Origin of the sequence: Caproicibacter fermentans (assembly GCF_014303955.1) — a bacterium.
GTDB lineage: Bacteria > Bacillota > Clostridia > Oscillospirales > Acutalibacteraceae > Caproicibacter > Caproicibacter fermentans.
Genome location: NZ_CP060286.1, coordinates 2,334,659 through 2,353,387, shown reverse-complemented (window position 1 = coordinate 2,353,387; position 18,729 = coordinate 2,334,659). Strand labels below are relative to the sequence as shown.

Below are 18,729 nucleotides of genomic sequence, written 5' to 3'. Positions count from 1 at the left end.
TTTATGTAAAATGGATACAGAATGGCTGTTTGTATTAGTTTAAGTTCAGATAGATTGGAAATGAGGGAATGCCATGTCTAACAGGCTGTTTCAGGGTGTAATCCATCAAATGAAGGATGCGATCGACCGCACCATCGGTGTGATCGACGAAACCTCCGTAATTATCGCCTGCAGCGAGCTAGGGCGGATCGGGGAAGTGAACGACAGCATCACGGCGGAAACACTGGCCGCGCCCGGTACCTTTGTGGTCAACGGTTATACCTACCGGTCTTTCGGCAACCGCCCGCGCCCGGAATACGCGGTGTTTGTTTCAGGCAGCGACCCGGAGGCCGGCCGGTACGCTTCGCTTCTGGCCGTTTCGCTCAGCAGCATCAAGCAGTACTACGATGAAAAGTACGACCGAAGCAACTTTATTAAAAACGTTATCCTGGACAATATCCTGCCCGGAGACATTTATTTGAAGGCACGGGAGCTTCGCTTCAATTCAGATGTCAGCCGCGTGTGCATGCTCATCAAAATTACGAACAAATCGGATATTTCCGCTTTTGACGTCATCCAGAACCTGTTCCCGGACAAGAACAAGGATTTCATCATCAACATCAACGAAACCGACATTGCGCTCGTGAAGGAAGTCAAGCCCGGCATCGAAATGAAAGACCTGGATAAGCTGGCGGGGTCGATCGTCGACACGCTCAGCAGCGAGTTTTACACCCACTGCGTCGTCGGCATCGGAACCATCGTTTCGGGCATCAAGGATCTTGCGCGTTCATTTAAGGAAGCACAGGTCGCGCTGGAGGTCGGAAAGGTATTCGACACCGAGCGGCTGATCGTCAGCTACGACAACCTGGGCATTGCGCGCTTGATTTACCAGCTGCCCACAACGCTGTGCGAGGCGTTTTTGAAGGAGGTCTTCAAGCGCGGCTCCATCGATTCGCTGGACCACGAAACCCTGTTTACCATTCAGCGCTTCTTTGAAAACAACCTGAATGTTTCCGAAACCTCGCGCAAGCTGTTCGTCCACCGCAACACGCTGGTATACCGTCTGGAGAAGATTAAGAAAATCACCGGACTGGATCTGCGGGAATTCGAAGACGCCATTATTTTCAAGGTTGCGTTAATGGTAAAGAAATATCTTTCCTCCAACCCGGTTAAATTTTAACAGAATAAAAAATTACAAAAATATTACAAAGTTTTCTAATAAAGAATTATATTATCAGAGCCCGTTGGTATTATGTAAACGTACCAACGGGCTTTCTTTTTTGCGCCCCAAAAGTGGTAAAAACAGGGAAAATAATGGGAATTTGAAGATATGGAGAGATGGAATTGATTGAATTTCAGGACGTGAGTAAAATCTATTCCAACGGCACGAAAGCGCTGAGCAATGTCAACCTTCACGTTAACGACGGCGAATTTGTATTCATCGTGGGGTCGTCGGGCGCGGGCAAAAGCACCTTTTTAAAGCTGATTACCTGCGAGGAGCGGCCGAGCGAAGGCGAGATCGTCGTGGGGGAGCAGAAGCTGAATGAACTCAAACGGGGAGACGTGCCGTATTTAAGGCGCACAATGGGGATGGTGTTTCAGGATTTCCGCCTGATTCAGAAAATGACGGTTTATGAAAACGTGGCGTTCGCCATGCATGTCGTCGGCGCTTCCAGCCGTGAAATCCGCAGGCGCGTGCCATACATACTGGGCCTTGTCAATCTTCAGAACAAGGCGGACTGCCATCCGCGCGAGCTTTCGGGCGGGGAGCAGCAGCGCGTGGGCCTTGCGAGGGCGCTGATTAATTCTCCGCGCCTGCTGATCGCGGACGAGCCCACCGGAAACATCGACCCGGCGCTCTCTTTTGAAATCGTCGATCTGTTCAGTGAAATCAACAAGCGCGGAACCACCATTCTGATGGTGACGCATGAACATTCCCTCGTCAAGCATTTCGGGCGCAGGGTGATTGAAATACACGGCGGCACCGTTGTTGCGGACAGCTGCAACTGGGAGGTGCGCCATGCTTAACAATATCCGCTATTTGCTGCGGGAAGGCGTCAGGAACATCTGGAGCAACCGCACCATGTCGCTCGCGTCGATCGGCGTGCTGGTTTCCTGCCTGCTTCTGACCGGGGCCGCGACGCTGTTCTCCATGAATATCAGCGCCGCGATGGCCTCGGTGGAAGGCAGCAACTCCGTTAAAATTTATATGGACAAGGATCTGCCCGTTCTGGCTTCCCTCAAGGCGGGCGAAGAGATTAAAAAGCTGGACAACATTAAAAGCTGCCAATTCGTTTCGAAAGACGACGCGATCCAGAAGGTTATGGGAATGCTCGGCGACAAGGACTCCTCTTTGATCAAGGATATGACCGGAAAGGACAACCCCCTGCCGGACGCGTTTCAGGTTTCCTTTAAGGATCTGTCAAAATACAAGGATACGGTGGAACAGATCAAAAAAATCGACGGGGTTTCTTCGATTAACGACTACTCCGACATCGCGGCAAAGCTGACCAGCCTGGACCGGCTGGTGACGACCGTCGGGTTCTGGATTATCCTGCTGCTCAGTCTGGTTTCCCTGTTTATTATCTCAAATACGATCCGCGTGACCATGTTTTCACGCAGACTGGAAATCAGCATCATGAAATCCGTGGGCGCGACCAACTGGTTCGTGCGCGTGCCGTTTGTTGTGGAGGGCGTTATCATCGGCCTGATTTCGGGCGGGGTCGGCAGCCTGATCCTGCGGTTCCTTTACGACAAGCTTACCGGCACGCTGACCTCCATCACGGTTTTTTCACCGATTTCGGTCGGGCCGATCCAGTGGAAGATCACGCTGATGTTTCTGCTGGCCGGTTCTTTGTTCGGGGCGGTCGGCGGAGCGATTTCCATCGGAAAATATTTGAAGAAAGAGGGAGGCGAGATCGTTGAATGGTAACAAAGGAATGAAAATCCTCGCGGCGGTGCTGGCGGCGTTTCTGATGGTCCTTTCCGTGCCGGCGGTAAAGCCGGCGCAGGCTTCCACCCTGAGCCAGCTGCAGAAAAGGCAGAGCGCGCTCAAGCAGAAAAAGGAGCAGGTGGACGCGCAGATTAAAAGCCTGAAAAATGACAAAGCAAAAAAACAGCAGTATAAAGACGCGCTGACTTCGCAAATTAGTACGGTAGAGGAACAAATTGACAATCTGAACGACCAGATCGCAGATCTGAACAGCAATATCAAAGAGAAAGAGGATCAGATCGCGCAGAAGCAGAAGAGTATCGACACGGACCTTGCAAAGCTGAAGGACAGACTCTACGCCATTTATCTGACCGGCGACGCCTCCACCCTGGAAGTGATTCTGAACGCGAAGAGCGTGATGGACCTGGCGGACAAGGCCGAGGTCCTGCAGGCGATTACCCAGCACGACACGGACCTGATCAACCAGCTTAAGGACGAAATGAAGTCCGTTTCGGACCAGAAGTCGGAGATAGAAAAGCAAAGGGCCGCCGTGGCGGAAAGCAAAAAGGAATACGATAAGAAACAGTCCGAACTGACCGGCTATATCAATGAGGCGAACAGCGCCCTTGCCGACATTGCTTCCGATGAATCCGCGGCGCAGGCGCAGAGCAAAGCGCTTGCCAAGCAGGAGGACGAGGCCTCGGCCGCAGTCGACCAATGGTACCGGGAGTACTATGAATCGTTAAAGAAAAACAGCGGCGGGACCTCCGGCAGCGGCGGCTATATCAGCAAGGGCAACTTTACCTGGCCGGTGCCGAGCTGTACGAGTATTTCCAGCCCGTTTGGATCACGCTGGGGCGGCTTCCACAAAGGGATCGATATTTCCCGGTCCGGCATCTACGGCGCGGCGATCGTCGCGGCGGACTCCGGCAAAGTCATCCAGGCGGGTTACGGCCAGTACGGCACCGGCTACGGGGGGTACGGCAACGTGGTCGCCATCGACCACGGCGGCGGGTATTCCACGCTGTACGGCCACATGAGCCGCGTGGCGGTCAGCAAAGGGCAGCAGGTGACGAAGGGGCAGGTCATCGGCTACGTCGGTTCCACCGGCCAGTCCAGCGGACCGCACTGCCATTTTGAGATCCGCGTGAACGGCGTCGCGAAAAACCCGATGAACTGGTTTACAAAGTAATCGATAAGGACTGAAGGCAATGGGCAAAAAATTCCCGCTGGGAGCGGCGATATCGATTTCGGCCGTCACGGCGGCCGTCACGGTTTCGCTCACCTACGTTTACGCCATGAACAGCTTTAATTCCAAAGTGGCCGATATCAACGAACGGCAGGCCATGTACCAGAAGCTGAGCGAAATCGACCAGAAGGCGCGGCAGGACTACATCGGCACGATCGACGACGCCTCCCTGACGGACGGCATCTGCGCCGGGTACGTCGCGGGGCTGGGGGATTCGCACGCCCAGTATCTCTCCGCCCGGAAGTACAAGGAGTATCTGGCGGCAAATTCCTCCAAAAGCATCGGGGTCGGCATTAAAACCGTTCAGGATGAGGACGGAAACATGGAGGTAACGGAGGTGCTGCCGAATTCCCCGGCGGAGAAGGCGGGAATCAAAAAGGGCGACGTCATTGTGACGATGGACGGAAAGGAAATTGTGCGCATTACCTACGGCGACGCGCTGAACAAGCTGGACGGCACGGCGGGAACCAAGGTGGCGCTGGGCGTTTTGCGCCCGAAAGCGCAGCCGGTCTCCTCGTCTTCCTCCGCGGCCGCCGCGTCGGAGCGCATGACGCTGACCGTCACGCGCGCGGAGTATACGGAACAAACCGTCACCCATTCCATGATCAACGGGAACGCCGCGTATCTGAAAATTTCGGAATTTACGCAGGACACGCCCGCGAAGTTCAGCTCGTCGCTCAATAAGCTCCTCGGCGAAGGCGCCTGCGGCCTCGTCGTGGATCTGCGCAACAATCCGGGCGGCAGCGTAGAGGCGGCCGCGAAGGTGCTGGACGTTTTGCTGCCCGCCGGAAACACGGTCAGCAGCCGGGATAAAAGCGGAAAGGTCACGGTGGAGTACGCCTCAAAATCCGGCGAAGTCGATTTGCCGGTCAGCGTTCTGATCAACGGCAGCACTTACGGAGCGGCCGAAATTTTTGCCGCGGATATCAGGGATTTTAAAAAGGGCCTGCTGGTGGGGGAAAAGACGGCCGGCTACGGAACAAAGGACGAGGCGGTTCCGCTTTCCGACGGTTCGGCCATGATTCTGTCCGTCGCGGATTATCTCACCCTCGGCGGGAAGACTTTTAACGGGACCGGAATCGGGGCGGATATGAACAAAGGCCTGACCGCGGAACAGGAAAACAAGCTGATCCGCAGCCGGCTGCCGTTTGCGGAGGACCCGCAGATTCAGGCGGGCGTCACCGCGCTGATTCGCCAGGGAGCCGCCGTGCGGCAGGTGCCGGGGACTTCCTCCTCATCCGACGCGCCCGCGTCGCAAAGTCCGGCGGATTGACGCCGGCGGATTTTCGCCCGCGGGTTTATTGACAGAACGGACCCGGCTCACTATAATAGAATTACCCCGGCGGAGCGCCTGAATTTCGCGAAAGAGTAAAGGGTGGTAGTAAAATGGTCAAACAGGTAGTCCTGACAAAGGAAGGCCTTGAAAAGCTGGAGAACGAGCTTGAGGAACTGAAAAGCGTTAAAAGAAAAGAAGTTGCCGAAAAAATCAAGGTTGCCCTTTCGTTCGGCGACCTGTCCGAAAACAGCGAGTACGACGAAGCGAAAAACGAGCAGGCGATCATCGAAGCGCGCATCGCGGATATTGAGGTCCTGCTGAAAAATGTCCGGGTCCTCGATGAAAGCGAGCTGAGCAGCGAGAATGTGCATATCGGCTCCAAAGTGGAGCTGCGCGTTGTCAACCCCGAAACCGGAAGCAGCAGGGTGGTCAATTACCGGATGGTCGGCTCCAACGAGGCGGACCCGGTCAACGGCTGCATCTCTGACGAATCGGCGGTCGGGAAAGCCATCCTGGATCACGGAATCGGCGACAAGGTTACGGTGGAAGTGCCCGCCGGCGTAATGGAATATGAGATTTTAGCCATATCCAAATAAAACTGCGGGCAGGTGAGGCTGTTGTGACGGTCGCTCCTGCCTTTTTTCCGCGCCGCCCGCCGATCCCTGCATCGGGGGGCTTTTCGGCGCAAACGGACCGGATGGAAATTATTACTTGATATAGGAGAATGAACATGAGCGACGGTACAACGGGACTGACAGAAAATCCGGAAAACAGAAGCGAAACCGAAATCCGAAGGGACAAGCTGAGCGCGCTGCAGCAGGCGGGCAAGGATCCCTTTTATATCACCACCTGCCCCCACGACCGCTCGGCGCAGGAAATCCGCGACCGTTTCGCGGAGCTGGAAAATCAGGACGTGTGCATCGCGGGCCGGATTATGGGCTGGCGCGATATGGGCAAGGCCGGGTTTATGGACCTTTCCGACCGCAGCGGACGGATTCAGGTCTATATGAAAATCGACCAGGTCGGCGAGGAAAGCTATACCGACCTGAAAAATTACTGGGACGTCGGCGACATCATCAGCGTAAAGGGCTATGTGTTTAAAACGCGCCGCGGCGAAATTTCCGTTCACGCGAAAGAAATCCGCCTGCTCTCCAAATCCCTGCTGCCGCTGCCCGAAAAATTTCACGGGCTGAAGGACACGGACCTGAGGTACCGCCAGCGGTACCTCGACCTGATCATGAACCCGGAAGTCAGGGAGACGTTCTTAAAACGCAGCGCCATCATCCGCGCCATCCGCGACGTGCTGGACGGCCTGGGCTATGTGGAAGTCGAAACGCCGGTCCTGAACACCGTTGCGGGCGGCGCGGCGGCCCGCCCGTTTGTTACCCACCACAATACCCTCGATATGGACCTGTACCTGCGCATCGCGACGGAGCTGCACCTGAAGCGCCTGATCGTCGGCGGCATGGAGCGGGTGTATGAAATCGGCCCCTGCTTCCGCAACGAGGGCATGGACGTGAAGCACAGTCCGGAGTACACCAGCCTGGAGCTGTACGAGGCCTATACCGACTACCACGGCATGATGGACCGCACCGAGCTGCTGGTTCAGGAATGCGCCAGGAAGGCCTGCGGCACCGAGCGTGTCACCTGGCAGGGGGAGGAGATCGACCTTTCCGGGCAGTTTACCCGCCTTTCGATGAACGACGCGATTCAGAAATACGCGGGGATTGATTTCCTCTCGTTTAAGGGCGACGACGAAAAGGCGCGCGAGGTTGCGGGTCAGCTTCACCTGGAGCTGGGTTCCGCCGACAGATGGGGCGACATCATGGCGAAGGCCTTCGAGGCGACCGTCGAGGATAAGCTCGTCCAGCCGACGTTCATTTACGACTATCCGGTGGAGGTTTCTCCGCTGACAAAGCGCAAGCGCGGCATGCCGGAGCTGGTGGAACGCTTCGAGCTGTTTATCAACCGCTGCGAATTCGCCAACGCCTATTCGGAACTGAACGACCCGATCGACCAGCGCGGCCGTTTTGTGCATCAGGCGGAATTGCGCGCCTCGGGCGAGGAGGAAACCGATGTGATCGACGAGGATTTCCTCACGGCGATGGAATACGGAATGCCGCCGACCGGCGGCATGGGCATGGGCATCGACCGCCTTGTGATGCTGCTGACGGACAGCGCCTCGATTCGCGATGTGCTTTTGTTCCCCACAATGAAACCGCGGGAGGATTGATCTGAAATGGCAAGGGAAGGTCTCCTGCTCCAGGAAGACGGGAACGGGCCGGAACAGCCCGCGCCCGCCCCGGAAACGCCGAAGAAGAAGGCGGAAAATTTCTGGTATTATCATAAGTGGCACATACTGGTGCTTCTGCTGGCGGTCGTCGTCGCCTCTTTCCTGATTCGCGACATGATGCGGCCGAAAGCGGATTATGAGATCGGGATGATCACGGCGTACACCTGTCCGCAGGACGCCATCGATCTGCTGCAGAAACAGATTGAAAAATACGGGGAAGATTTAAACGGCGACGGGCGCGTGATCGTTCAGATCAACAACTACACGGTCGAGCCGAACGGCGGCGGGACCCAGGCGCAGATTGCAGGCCAGGTGAAGCTGGAGGCGGACCTTTCCACAGGCGAAAGCATGCTGTTTTTCACCGATGAGGATTCCTTTGCACAGCAGCAGGAAAAAATTCAGATGTTTGCGAAGACGGACGGCAGCACGCCGGAAAAGGGAGAAAACGGTCCAGAGGGGATGCGGGTTCCTGTTTCCGAACTCAAGGCGCTTTCCGGTCTCTCTTATCAGGGCTCGGACGGGGTGAACCCGATGGACGGGCTTGGCCTTTCGCTGAGGATCTATCAGGGCTCCGCGGTCGACGGAAAGCACGACGGCTACTGGGAAGCGTCCCGGCGCCTGTTTCAGAAGCTTGCCTCGGGCCGACGGACGAATTGATGCAAAAGCGCGGCGCAATCGATTGCTGCCGCGTTTTTTGCAGTTTTCGCGAAAAACTTTTAAAATATATTCATCATTTTTTCTGGAAATCTATTATAATCAAAATAGTGTACATCCTAAAGAAAGCACTGATTTCATGAAAAAGCGCGGCCGGGCGGCCGAAGTAAATGACGAGGGAGGACGTAAAAATGGCGGCGGGAAAGATCCTTGTGGTGGACGATGACCAGAACATCTGCGAGCTGCTGCGGCTGTATCTGGAAAAAGAGGGATACGACGTGGTTCTGGCGGGCAGCGGAAAAAAGGCTCTGGAAGAATTTGAAAAGGAAAACCCGGACCTGATTCTGCTGGACATCATGCTCCCGGAATTGGACGGCTGGCAGGTCTGCCGGGAAATCCGCAAAAAATCGCAGTGCCCGATCATCATGCTGACCGCGAAAGGGGAAGTATTCGACAAGGTGCTGGGCCTGGAGCTCGGCGCGGACGATTACGTCGTCAAGCCGTTTGAGGCAAAGGAGGTTGTGGCGCGCATCAAGGCCGTGCTGCGCCGGCTGGGCAAAAACGGCGGCGAAAGCGTAAAAGAGGTTAAATTCGACAAGCTGTCCATCAACCTGACCAATTACGAGCTGAAGGTTAACGGCGTTCAGGTCGACACGCCGCCGAAGGAAATGGAACTGATTTATCACTTGGCGAGCAACCCGAACCGGGTTTTCACGCGCGACCAGCTTCTTGACGAGGTTTGGGGATTCGATTATTACGGCGACAGCCGTACGGTTGACGTTCACGTCAAACGCCTGCGCGAAAAGCTGGAGGGAGTTTCCGACCAGTGGGAACTGAAAACCGTTTGGGGCGTCGGCTATAAATTTGAGGTAAAGGAATAACCGGAGAACCGCCTCCGGGGGGATGCAATGCAAAAAACCCTGTTTAAAAAATACCTGCGGATTACCTCCCTGGTCATCATCGTCAGCTTCTTTTTGCTCAGCTTCGTCATGCTGATTGCGATATCAGGCTACTGGCAGTCTGAAAAACAGGACCTTCTGCGCAAAAACGCGCAGAGCGTCGCAAGAATCGCCGCGGACAGCGTCATCACGGTGAACCGGAACGAATACCAGGTGGACGGGATGAGGATGCAGACCTTTATCCTCGCGTTCGCCGACAACATCGACTCGGATATTTTCGTGACCAAGCAGAACGGGCAGATCCTGCTGGCCGCCTACGGCAGCGGCGGGAATGTGGACAGCACCAGGAAGGTCAGCGCGGCGATCATGCAGAAGGCGCTGAACGGCGGGTACACGGCGCAGGGTACCATGGACGGTTTTTACGATCAGCGGTATTATATCGTCGGGGAACCGATTGCGGTTGCGGTGAACGGGACCCCCGTGCAGATCGGGGCGGTATTCGCCGCGTACAGCGTGAAAACCTTCAACGCGTTCCGGCTTGACATCATGAAAATGATCATTCTGGCCGCGCTCGCCGCGTTTGCGGTTTCGTTCTGCGTGATCTGGCTGTTTTCTTTCCGGCTGGTGCAGCCGTTGCGCAACATGGCGGCGGCGGCGCGGTGTTTCGGCGAAGGGAATTTCTCGGTGCGCGTGCCGGTCACCAGCCAGGATGAAATCGGGCAGCTTTCGGTGGCTTTTAACAACATGGCGGATTCCCTCGCTTCGGTGGAGCATGTGCGGCGCGATTTTATCGCGAATGTCTCGCACGAGCTGAAGACGCCGATGACGACGATCGCCGGATTCATCGACGGAATTCTGGACGGGACCATCCCGGCTGAAAAAGAGGGGCAGTACCTGGGCATTGTTTCGCAGGAGGTCAAAAGGCTGTCGCGCCTGGTGCGCACCATGCTGGACCTTTCCCGCATCGACAGCGGGGAGCTGAAGCTGCGCCCCGCCCGGTTCGACCTGACCGGCACCGTGCTTTCCGCGCTTTTGTCGTTTGAAAAGGCGATTGAGGACAAAAAGATCGAAGTGCGCGGACTGGAAAACGCCGAAAGCCTGTTTGTCGACGGAGACCCCGACATGATTCATCAGGTCGTGTATAATCTGATCGACAACGCCGTAAAATTTACAAATGAAGGCGGCTACCTCGAAATCGGAATCCGGGAGGAACCGGACCGTACCACGGTTTCCGTGGAAAACAGCGGCGACGGGATCTCTCCGGACGAACTGCCGATGGTCTTCGAGCGTTTTTATAAGACCGACAAATCCCGCAGCCAGGACAAAAACGGCATGGGGCTTGGACTCTATATCGTCAAAACGATCATCCGGCTGCACGGCGGGGAAATTACCGCCCGGAGCGTCTGGCATAAGAACTGCCGGTTTGAGTTCTGGTTGCCCAGGCACAAGGAAAAAATCCGCGAGGAACGCCGTCTGGTGGAAACCCGGGGCGAAGAGCCAAAAGCGAACCCAAAAAAGAAATGAAAGGGCTTTTTTATGAACGATAACGGTTTTGACCCAAACAGTGAAAAAGACCCATGGGAATACGGAGACCGCCGGCAGGACGGCGAAGATCAGGAGACACAGGATTCCCGGGAACAGACGGAAAACGGTGAGGCATCCCGGGAGGAACCGGGCGGGGGGACCCAGCCGGCCGCCCCGGAGCAGCCGCAGGAGGAGCGGTCCTCGGAACCGCAGGAGGAAGCCCCGCCGCCCGCCCAGGAGCCCGGACGGCAGCAGGACGCGCCCTATGGGCAGTACGGCAGCCCCTACGGTCAGGGAAACGGTTACGGCACCTACGGCGGTTCGCCTTACGGTTCGCCCTATGGCTCGCCGTACGGGCAGCAGGGAGGCAATCCCTACGGGCAGCAGAATTACGGCGGATACGGGGCGCAGCAGAACGGCGGGCAGCAGTATGACAACCCGTACGGCCAGTCCTATTGGAATTATCCCTATAACGGGCAGTACGGACAGCAGCCGGGCCGCCCGCCGGAGCCGCCCAAAAAAATGAGCAAAGGCCTGAAGGCATTCTTCTGGGTTTTGGGCGTTGTGGTTGTGGGACTGATCGTCGGAACCGGGATTTACGGCTACCGCGTGTCGAATCAGCTGCCGGAAGAGAATTCGGCCTCCTCCGCATCGTCCTCCGTTCAGGGCGGGCAGAACAGCGGCGCGGCCTCTTCCTCGGCGCCGGAACAGCTCATCGGGGGCGTGGAAGGCGACGGGACGAACTCCGCTTCCGGCGGAATCACGGTGCAGCCGCATCCGTCGGGGAGCGAACTTTCCGCAACGGAGGTCTACAAGCGGGTAATTCAGAGCGTGGTCGGCGTGCAGACGACGATTCAGCAGAGCGGCACCAGCGAGGGGACCGGCATCGTCGCGTCCTCCGACGGATATATCCTGACCAACGCGCACGTGATCAATTACTCCAAAGACTACCCCGTCAAGGTGGTCCTGCACAACAATAAGGCCTATGAGGCGAAGGTGGTCGGATACGACAAGACTTCCGACCTTGCGGTCCTCAAAATCAATGCGTCCGGTCTTTCTCCGGCGACGTTCGGCACCGTGGACGGCATGCAGGTCGGCGACCGGGTCATCGCGATCGGAAATCCCGGCGGGCTCAGCTTCGCGGGTTCCCTGACCGGCGGATACATCTCCGCCCTCGACCGTTCGATCGAGGAGCACAGCGACAACGGCATGACCTACATTCAGACGGACGCGGCGATCAATCCCGGCAACTCCGGCGGACCGCTGGTGAATCTGTACGGCCAGGTCATCGGCATCAACTCCAACAAAATCGTCGCGACGGGCTACGAAGGCATGGGCTTCGCGATTCCGGTCAGCCGCGCGAAAACCATCATCGACGACCTGGTCGCCCACGGCTATGTGTCCGGCCGCACCCGGCTCGGAATCAAGGCTTCGACGGTTCAGGACATGTACACGCAGATTTACGGCTTCCCGCAGGGCGTTCTGGTACAGTCGGTCGATGACGACAGCTCCCTGAAAGACGCCGGCGTGGTTCAGGGCGACATCATTACCGAGGCGGACGGCACGAAAATCGCGGATCTGGACGGCCTCTACGCCATTCTGAACCGGCATAAGCCCGGCGATGTGATCAAGCTGAAGCTTTTTGCCACTTCTCTTTCGGAAACGGGCGGCGGCGGCAAGGCCGGAACGACCAGAGAAGTCAGCGTGAAGCTGATGGAGGATAAGGGAGAAACACAGTAAAGGAACGGTTCGGCCGGTTCCGCGTGAGGCGGGACCGGCCTTTTTGCATATTTGATTGACAAAAGACGGGGCGGGCCCTATCATGGACTTAAAAGCGAATCCGGATGAATTCGCGCGCGGAAGCCTGCAAAAAAAGGTCCCGCCGCGCCTGCAATTCCCTGGGGGCAAAAGCGTATCAATTCCGCGCCGGCTGCGCATCATAAATCTGTTGATACGCGCGCAGGCGCGTTCGGAAAGGGGAGGCCGGGATGGAACGGAAAAAGCGGGCGGTCATCGCGGGCGGCGGATGGGCCGGCTGCGCGGCGGCTGTATCCGCGGTAAAATGCGGGCTGGAGGCCGTGCTGCTGGAACGGACGGATATGCTGCTCGGCACGGGTCTGGTCGGCGGAATCATGCGCAACAACGGGCGTTTCGCGGCGCAGGAGGAATGTTCGGCGCTTGGCGGCGGCGAGCTGTTTCGCATCACCGACGAGTGCGCCCGGCACCGCAACGTCGATTTTCCGGGGCACCGGCACGCGACCCTGTATGATATTGCGCTGACGCCGGCCGCGGTCAGCCGGTATCTTGAGGAACTCGGCATTCGGGTCGAATACCAGTCGCGCGTGGAAAAAGCGGAGGTTTCGGACGGGGCGGTGCGGAGCGTGACGGACGGGGCGGGCCGCGTTTTTGACGGCGACGTGTTCGTCGACGCGACCGGTTCCGCCGGGCCGCAGGGCAACTGCCGGAGCTACGGCAACGGCTGCGCGATGTGCGTCCTGCGGTGCCCGAGCTTCGGCGGAAGAATCAGCCTCACCGCCCTCGCGGGCGTTTCCGAAATCCAGGGAAAAAACGCTTCCGGAGGAACCGGGGCGATGAGCGGAGCATGCAAGCTGCTGAAGGAATCGCTCGCGCCTTCCCTGGTGGAACGGCTTGAAAGGACCGGCGTGGCGGTGGTTCCGCTGCCGGAGGAGCTTGTGGAGGACCACCTTGCGAAAAAGGCCTGCCAGCAGTACGCGCTGCCGGAGTACCGGAAAAACCTGATTTTGCTCGACACGGGCCATGCCAAGCTGATGACCCCTTACTTCAATCTGCAGAAGCTGCGCCGGGTTCCGGGTTTTGAAAACGCGCGGTACGCCGACCCGTACGCGGGCGGGCGCGGAAATTCCGTCCGCTTTCTGGCGATGGCCCCGCGCGGCGATTCCCTTTTGGTGCGCGGCACGAAAAATCTTTTCTGCGCGGGAGAAAAGGCGGGGCTGCTGGTCGGTCACACGGAGGCGATTGTCACCGGGACGCTCGCGGGGTACAATGCCGCGCGGCTGGCGGGAGGAAACGAGCCGCTGACGCTTCCCCGCCAGCTTGCCTGCGGGGAGGCGATCGCCTTTGTGCGGGAACAGATGGAAACGCCGCGCGGGCTTTCCATGAAATACACGTTCTCGGGGTCCGTGCTGTATGAACGTTTGGAACAACTTGGTCTCGACTGCGCCGACCCGGAGCGGATCCGCGCCCGGGTGGAACGCCTTGGGCTGACGGGCGCGCTGCGCCCGTTGGGGACTTAATATTCGTTTGTTTTGGTGTCATTTTTCCCGGACCGGTCTATTATGGTAGTAGATGTGCAAGAAGCAGGAAACTGCGGTGGGAACGCAAAGAGGAAAGACGCTTTAAGGTTCACCTTAAAGCGTCTTTTTTTTCAGGGACAATATCTAACAGGAATCAAGGGGTTCCGGACGGAGGTTCGGAAGGGAGGGAGCGCCATGGTCGCGGGTACGTTTAAGCAGGAAATTCTGAAGGTTTACAACAATGTCAACAGGAGGATTTTCAATACCGGCGTCAGGCAGCAGAATGTCGAGTTCACCGGGAACAAAATTATTATCCTTTCCCTGAACACCCGGATCCCCGCTTTAAAGCTTCTGGACGACAGTTATTCCGGAACGACCGAGTATATGGACCATCTGCTGACGCAGGTGTTTAAAAAACAGATTAAAACAGCCATTGAACAGCAATTTCATCTGAAAGTAATCGCCGTTTTCAAGGACTACGACGCGGCGTCGGAGTATTCCGGCACCATCCTATGCCTTGACCGCGATGTAGAAGCCTGTCTAAATGAACTGCCGGAGCTTTAATCGAAAAGAGCCGGTGCCGCAGCCCGCCCAAAATCATCGGCGGAGCTGGTTGAGTGAATCAGTTCAAGAAAGGAAGAATTTTAGAATGGGCGAATCCTGCAAAATCGAGGTGATCGGGGTCAGTAAAATCTTTCGCAGGGACGGCAAAAACGTGGCCGCCCTCGCGGAGACGAATCTCGCTGTCCGGGAAGGGCGCTTTGCAAGCATCATCGGCCCTTCCGGCTGCGGAAAATCGACCCTGTTCAATATTATCGCCGGGCTGATGCCGCCGACGACCGGGGACGTTACCGTCGACGGGCAGAGCATCGTCTGCAGGGCCGGCACGGTCGGCTATATGCTGCAGAAGGACTTACTTCTTCCCTGGCGCACGATTCTGGACAATGTTATACTCGGGCTTGAAGTCCGCGGTGAACCTCGCGCAAAGGCCGTGGAACGGGCCCTTCCGTTAATGGAAAAATACGGATTGAAAGGCTTTGACAGCCATTACCCGAACGAACTCTCGGGGGGAATGCGGCAGCGCGCCGCGCTGCTGCGCACCCTGCTTTACGACCGCGATATCATGCTTCTGGATGAACCGTTCGGCGCGCTGGACGCCCAGACCAGGCTTTCCATGCAGAACTGGCTTTTGGAGATCTGGAAGGACTTCGGCAAAACGGTTCTTTTTGTCACGCACGATATCGACGAGGCCGTCTATCTTTCCGACGATATTTATGTTTTTTCGGCACGGCCGGGACGCGTCCGCGCGAAAATCGCGGTGCCCATCGAACGGCCGAGAAAACCGGAGGACCTGACGACCGGGCGGTTTATGGAGCTGAAACATCATCTGCTGGAACTGCTTTCCGAAGAACAGGACCCGGCGGAGGAAATTTCTTAGGGACGGGAGTGAATAAAATGGCTGCATACAATCAGGAGAACTATTGCGCGGTGCGGCCGGCGGGACGGCAATCCCCCCAAAGGGAGGAAAACGACGCGGCGCGCTCCGTTGAAACCTATGACGGAGAAACACAGGACAAAAAGCGCAGGCGGCGGGTGCTCGCCGGAAGAATTCTGGTGGGCGTCTTTCTGTTTGCCGGCTGGGAGTTTTTTACGCGCATCGGCTGGATGGACCCCTATTATTGGAGCAGTCCGAGCGAAATTCTGAAAACAGCCTGGGTGCAGCTGACGGAAGGCACCCTCCTTCGTGATATCGTTTATACCTCCGGCTCCACGGTTATCGGCTTTGTGACCGGAACCCTGACCGGCGCCCTGCTGGGCCTGTCGTTCTGGTGGTCGAAAACCTACGCGGGAATCAGCGAGCCGTTTCTGATTATTCTGAACGCCCTGCCCAAACTGGCTCTGGGCCCGGTGCTGGTCATTTTGTTTGGCATCGGTTTTTTTTCCAAGGCCGTCCTCGCTTTTCTGATGACGGTGGTGACCAGCGCGATTTCCGCCTACGGCGGAGTGAAAAGCGTGGACCCCGCGCTGGAAACGCTGATGGTATCCCTCGGCGCCAAACGGCGGCAGGTGTTTACGAAAGTCGTCGTGCCGTGGTCGATGCCGTGGATCATCTCCAGCCTGCGAATCAACATCGCGCTGGCGCTGGCCGGTTCCATCGTGGGCGAGTTCATCTCTTCCGAGCAGGGCGTGGGCCGCATGATCATCTATGCGGGCACGATTCTCGATATTAACCTGGTCTGGGTGGGCGTGTTCGTCCTATCCATCCTTTCCATGCTGATGTACTGGGGAGTCATCCTTCTGGAAAAATGGTTGTCCAAACGACTGGCGATCATTTCCTCATAAATATTTTTTACGGAGGGAAAACAATATGAAACAAAAGTGGATGCGTTCCACAGGGAGGAAGATTTTGGCGGCGGCGGTCGGCCTGACGGTCGCGCTGCTGACGGGATGTTCGGCCTCCACGCAGACTCAGGGAGGCAAAACGGAGCTGAAAAAACTGGTGATTGCGGAACCCGTGCATTTAAGCGGCTACCTGCCGCTGTACGTCGCGCAGCACGAGGGGTATTTTAAAGACCAGGGGCTGGACGTTAAAGTGATTCAGGCAACCGGCGGAACCCATGTGACGGCGGTCGTCAGCGGGGACGCCTGGGGCGTAATCGGCGGAGTCGATTCCATCGCGCTCGGCAACAAGAACAATTCGGACCCCATCACGGCGGTTTGCAACTGCGTCAACCGCGCGAATGTGTATCTGTTTGCAAAGACGGGGATGGTTCCCAAAAGCGGCAGCGAAGCGGACCTGAAAGAGTTTTTGAAGGGAAAGACCATCGTCGCGGGACGCCACGGCGGAAGCCCGAACCTGCTGACGCGGTACCTGCTCATCAACCTGGGCCTCGACCCCGAAAAGGATGTGCGCCTGGTTGAAAACGCGGACGCGTCCACCGTGGTCGCCATGCTGCAAAACGGCAACGGGGACGTTGGAAACGGCGCGGAGCCGCAGATCTGCGAGGGGATCTCGAAAGGAATCTGGGGCGAACCGTTCTATAAATTTACCGATCTCGGCGATTTCTCCTATTCTGTGATCAGCGTGAAGAAATCGACCATCGACAAGGACTCCGAAACCGTTCAAAAGTTTGTGAGCGCGATGAAAAAAGCCCTGAAAGCCGTTCAGGACGACCACGAAATGGCGAAAAAGGTTCTGAAACAGGAGTTCCCAACTTTATCGGAAGATGAAATCAAGGCTTCTCTCGACCGCGCCTACGCGGATCATCTCTGGAGTCCGGATGGAGTCATCAGTGAAAAAGCAGTGACCACAGACATGGATATGCTTTTAAAGACCGGCATTTACAGCGGCTCTTATTCCTTTCAAACGCTGGTGGATATGCAGTTTGTGAACAAATAGAAAAATCGGATCATAAGAAGCGCGGCGCCCCGGAAAATATCTCGGTTTGTTCCGGAGCGCCGCGCTGTTTCTTTGCCCGGCGGGCGAATAGTTTTTCCTCTTGCACCGTAAGATGAAGTATTCGGGGGCGCACGGAGGGAGAGAAGAATATGAATGTTCTGGCAGGGGTCACGATCCTGCTGTCGTTTATCGGGCTGCTGACCGCCGTGCGCGGCGGGGAGCGGGAGTCGCTGTCGGCGGCAATGACGGCCCTTTTGCTGTTTTTGCTGTCGCTGTGCGGCGGCGTGCTGGCGTTTTTGTTCCTTATTTGGTATTAGAAGAATCCGATTTGCCGGAATCGTACGGCGGAACGCTCCGCGTCTTCCTCTTTTGAAGCCGCCTGCGCAGGAAGAGCACCGCCGCGCCGAACACGGCCAGAACGGCGAGGAACGGAAGGGCCGCGGCGACGCCGAGAACCAGGTAACGAAGCGTTACCCCCAAAGCGCTGAGCGAGGATTGAAAGATGGAGCCGATCTGCCCGCCAAAGTCTTTCGCCGGGGGCGCGGTAAGCTCCGCGACCTCGCGAATCTTAATGGTTACGGTCGACAGGCTGACAAGGGAATCCCATTGTTTGAGCTGCCCGGTCAGCTGTTCGATTTCGTTTTCAACATCCGTCAGGCGCTGCTCGATTTTCAGAATATCGTCCATCTTTTCTGCCGCCTGCATCAGCGAAAGAAGCCGGTCCTGCTCTGTGCGCAGGGATTTCACCCGCGTTTCGGCATCAAAGTAATTTTGCGTCACATCCTGCCCGCTGATGCTTTTGGAGACCACATTGCCGAGGTCTCCGGCGCTTTGCAGAAAGCTTTGCAGCTTGCCGGACGGCACGCGCAGGGTGTACGAGGCGTTCCGCAGCGCGTTGCTGCCGGGGACGTCGCCTTGAACGGAGGAATTCTCTATGTATCCGCCGAAGGATGCGACGAGCGATTGCAGTTTGTCGTTCAGCTCGTCGTAGCGGACGGTTTGGAGCGTAAGCTCCGCGCTTTGTATCACCTTGCGGGAGTCGGAGGCCGGCCTTTCCGCACCGGACGCGGCGGCTTTCTGCGTACCGTCCGTCAGGCCCGCGGCGTCCGCGGAATGTTCCGCCGCGGAGGACGGGGAAACGGCGTTCGTCCGGCCCTGTGGGGCGGAGGCGCCGGAGGAGCATCCCGCGGCGACCAGGCAAAAGACCGCCGTCAAAAAGAATACCGTTAGCCTTTTCATTGGAAATCC

18 protein-coding genes are annotated in these 18,729 nt (G+C 57.2%); 17 read left to right on the top strand and 1 reads right to left on the bottom strand.

Annotated elements, in window-relative coordinates; all coding sequences use genetic code 11:
• Window positions 1-73: 73 nt before the first annotated feature.
• The 17 genes from HCR03_RS11625 to HCR03_RS11545 all read left to right on the top strand — a co-directional run bounded on the left by HCR03_RS11625 (window position 74) and on the right by HCR03_RS11545 (window position 17,798).
• On the top strand, window positions 74-1,159 hold the full coding sequence (locus tag HCR03_RS11625; protein WP_066645637.1) for a PucR family transcriptional regulator: 1,086 nt from the start codon (window positions 74-76) through the stop codon (window positions 1,157-1,159).
• Window positions 1,160-1,323: 164 nt separating this feature from the next.
• On the top strand, window positions 1,324-2,007 hold the full coding sequence (gene ftsE, locus HCR03_RS11620) for a cell division ATP-binding protein FtsE (protein ID WP_066645639.1): 684 nt from the start codon (window positions 1,324-1,326) through the stop codon (window positions 2,005-2,007).
• Entirely contained in the window at window positions 2,000-2,911 is a 912-nt protein-coding gene (gene ftsX / locus HCR03_RS11615) for a permease-like cell division protein FtsX (RefSeq protein ID WP_066645644.1), read from the top strand. The genes ftsE and ftsX overlap by 8 nt, the downstream gene beginning before the upstream one ends.
• Entirely contained in the window at window positions 2,901-4,103 is a 1,203-nt protein-coding gene (locus tag HCR03_RS19815) for a murein hydrolase activator EnvC family protein (protein ID WP_228724956.1), read from the top strand. The genes ftsX and HCR03_RS19815 overlap by 11 nt, the downstream gene beginning before the upstream one ends.
• A 19-nt stretch (window positions 4,104-4,122) precedes the next feature.
• Window positions 4,123-5,433 carry a S41 family peptidase gene (locus tag HCR03_RS11605; protein WP_187034312.1) on the top strand — a complete coding sequence of 437 codons (1,311 nt, stop codon included), beginning with the start codon at window positions 4,123-4,125 and terminating at the stop codon, window positions 5,431-5,433.
• 113 nt (window positions 5,434-5,546) lie between these two features.
• Window positions 5,547-6,032: a transcription elongation factor GreA gene (greA, locus tag HCR03_RS11600; protein ID WP_066645652.1), complete on the top strand. Its 486-nt coding sequence runs from the start codon at window positions 5,547-5,549 to the stop codon at window positions 6,030-6,032.
• 128 nt (window positions 6,033-6,160) lie between these two features.
• Complete coding sequence (gene lysS / locus HCR03_RS11595; RefSeq protein WP_407926807.1) at window positions 6,161-7,669, top strand: lysine--tRNA ligase; 1,509 nt, start codon at window positions 6,161-6,163, stop codon at window positions 7,667-7,669.
• 6 nt (window positions 7,670-7,675) lie between these two features.
• Window positions 7,676-8,386 (top strand): hypothetical protein, encoded by a 711-nt coding sequence (locus tag HCR03_RS11590; RefSeq protein ID WP_187034310.1) that lies wholly within the window; start codon window positions 7,676-7,678, stop codon window positions 8,384-8,386.
• A gap of 188 nt (window positions 8,387-8,574) precedes the next feature.
• Window positions 8,575-9,264 carry a response regulator transcription factor gene (locus HCR03_RS11585; RefSeq protein ID WP_066645658.1) on the top strand — a complete coding sequence of 230 codons (690 nt, stop codon included), beginning with the start codon at window positions 8,575-8,577 and terminating at the stop codon, window positions 9,262-9,264.
• 27 nt (window positions 9,265-9,291) lie between these two features.
• A complete protein-coding gene (locus tag HCR03_RS11580; protein ID WP_066645660.1) occupies window positions 9,292-10,806 on the top strand; it encodes a sensor histidine kinase in 1,515 nt (504 codons plus the stop codon).
• 12 nt (window positions 10,807-10,818) lie between these two features.
• Complete coding sequence (locus tag HCR03_RS11575; RefSeq protein ID WP_156990353.1) at window positions 10,819-12,546, top strand: S1C family serine protease; 1,728 nt, start codon at window positions 10,819-10,821, stop codon at window positions 12,544-12,546.
• Between the two features lie 248 nt (window positions 12,547-12,794).
• A complete protein-coding gene (locus HCR03_RS11570; RefSeq protein ID WP_187034309.1) occupies window positions 12,795-14,081 on the top strand; it encodes an FAD-dependent oxidoreductase in 1,287 nt (428 codons plus the stop codon).
• 195 nt (window positions 14,082-14,276) lie between these two features.
• A complete protein-coding gene (locus HCR03_RS11565; protein WP_187034308.1) occupies window positions 14,277-14,645 on the top strand; it encodes a Na-translocating system protein MpsC family protein in 369 nt (122 codons plus the stop codon).
• Window positions 14,646-14,730: 85 nt separating this feature from the next.
• Entirely contained in the window at window positions 14,731-15,519 is a 789-nt protein-coding gene (locus HCR03_RS11560; RefSeq protein WP_187034307.1) for an ABC transporter ATP-binding protein, read from the top strand.
• A 17-nt stretch (window positions 15,520-15,536) separates the two neighbouring features.
• Window positions 15,537-16,424 (top strand): ABC transporter permease, encoded by an 888-nt coding sequence (locus tag HCR03_RS11555; RefSeq protein ID WP_187034306.1) that lies wholly within the window; start codon window positions 15,537-15,539, stop codon window positions 16,422-16,424.
• Window positions 16,425-16,449: 25 nt separating this feature from the next.
• The gene (locus HCR03_RS11550; RefSeq protein ID WP_187034305.1) at window positions 16,450-17,481 is read left to right on the top strand and encodes an ABC transporter substrate-binding protein; all 1,032 of its coding nucleotides are present in this window, start codon (window positions 16,450-16,452) and stop codon (window positions 17,479-17,481) included.
• 149 nt (window positions 17,482-17,630) lie between these two features.
• Entirely contained in the window at window positions 17,631-17,798 is a 168-nt protein-coding gene (locus HCR03_RS11545) for a hypothetical protein (RefSeq protein ID WP_156990356.1), read from the top strand.
• Here the strand turns inward: HCR03_RS11545 and HCR03_RS11540 are convergent.
• Entirely contained in the window at window positions 17,785-18,720 is a 936-nt protein-coding gene (locus HCR03_RS11540; RefSeq protein WP_187034304.1) for a DUF4349 domain-containing protein, read from the bottom strand. The genes HCR03_RS11545 and HCR03_RS11540 overlap by 14 nt on opposite strands.
• Window positions 18,721-18,729 lie beyond the last annotated feature (9 nt).

Coding starts and splice junctions, on each gene's coding strand:
- HCR03_RS11625 (WP_066645637.1), top strand. CDS start 74: ATGTCTAACAGGCTGTTTCAGGGTGTAATCCATCAAATGAAGGATGCG.
- ftsX (WP_066645644.1), top strand. CDS start 2,000: ATGCTTAACAATATCCGCTATTTGCTGCGGGAAGGCGTCAGGAACATC.
- HCR03_RS11605 (WP_187034312.1), top strand. CDS start 4,123: ATGGGCAAAAAATTCCCGCTGGGAGCGGCGATATCGATTTCGGCCGTC.
- greA (WP_066645652.1), top strand. CDS start 5,547: ATGGTCAAACAGGTAGTCCTGACAAAGGAAGGCCTTGAAAAGCTGGAG.
- lysS (WP_407926807.1), top strand. CDS start 6,161: ATGAACATGAGCGACGGTACAACGGGACTGACAGAAAATCCGGAAAAC.
- HCR03_RS11590 (WP_187034310.1), top strand. CDS start 7,676: ATGGCAAGGGAAGGTCTCCTGCTCCAGGAAGACGGGAACGGGCCGGAA.
- HCR03_RS11585 (WP_066645658.1), top strand. CDS start 8,575: ATGGCGGCGGGAAAGATCCTTGTGGTGGACGATGACCAGAACATCTGC.
- HCR03_RS11580 (WP_066645660.1), top strand. CDS start 9,292: ATGCAAAAAACCCTGTTTAAAAAATACCTGCGGATTACCTCCCTGGTC.
- HCR03_RS11575 (WP_156990353.1), top strand. CDS start 10,819: ATGAACGATAACGGTTTTGACCCAAACAGTGAAAAAGACCCATGGGAA.
- HCR03_RS11570 (WP_187034309.1), top strand. CDS start 12,795: ATGGAACGGAAAAAGCGGGCGGTCATCGCGGGCGGCGGATGGGCCGGC.
- HCR03_RS11565 (WP_187034308.1), top strand. CDS start 14,277: ATGGTCGCGGGTACGTTTAAGCAGGAAATTCTGAAGGTTTACAACAAT.
- HCR03_RS11560 (WP_187034307.1), top strand. CDS start 14,731: ATGGGCGAATCCTGCAAAATCGAGGTGATCGGGGTCAGTAAAATCTTT.
- HCR03_RS11555 (WP_187034306.1), top strand. CDS start 15,537: ATGGCTGCATACAATCAGGAGAACTATTGCGCGGTGCGGCCGGCGGGA.
- HCR03_RS11550 (WP_187034305.1), top strand. CDS start 16,450: ATGAAACAAAAGTGGATGCGTTCCACAGGGAGGAAGATTTTGGCGGCG.
- HCR03_RS11545 (WP_156990356.1), top strand. CDS start 17,631: ATGAATGTTCTGGCAGGGGTCACGATCCTGCTGTCGTTTATCGGGCTG.
- HCR03_RS11540 (WP_187034304.1), bottom strand. CDS start 18,720: ATGAAAAGGCTAACGGTATTCTTTTTGACGGCGGTCTTTTGCCTGGTC.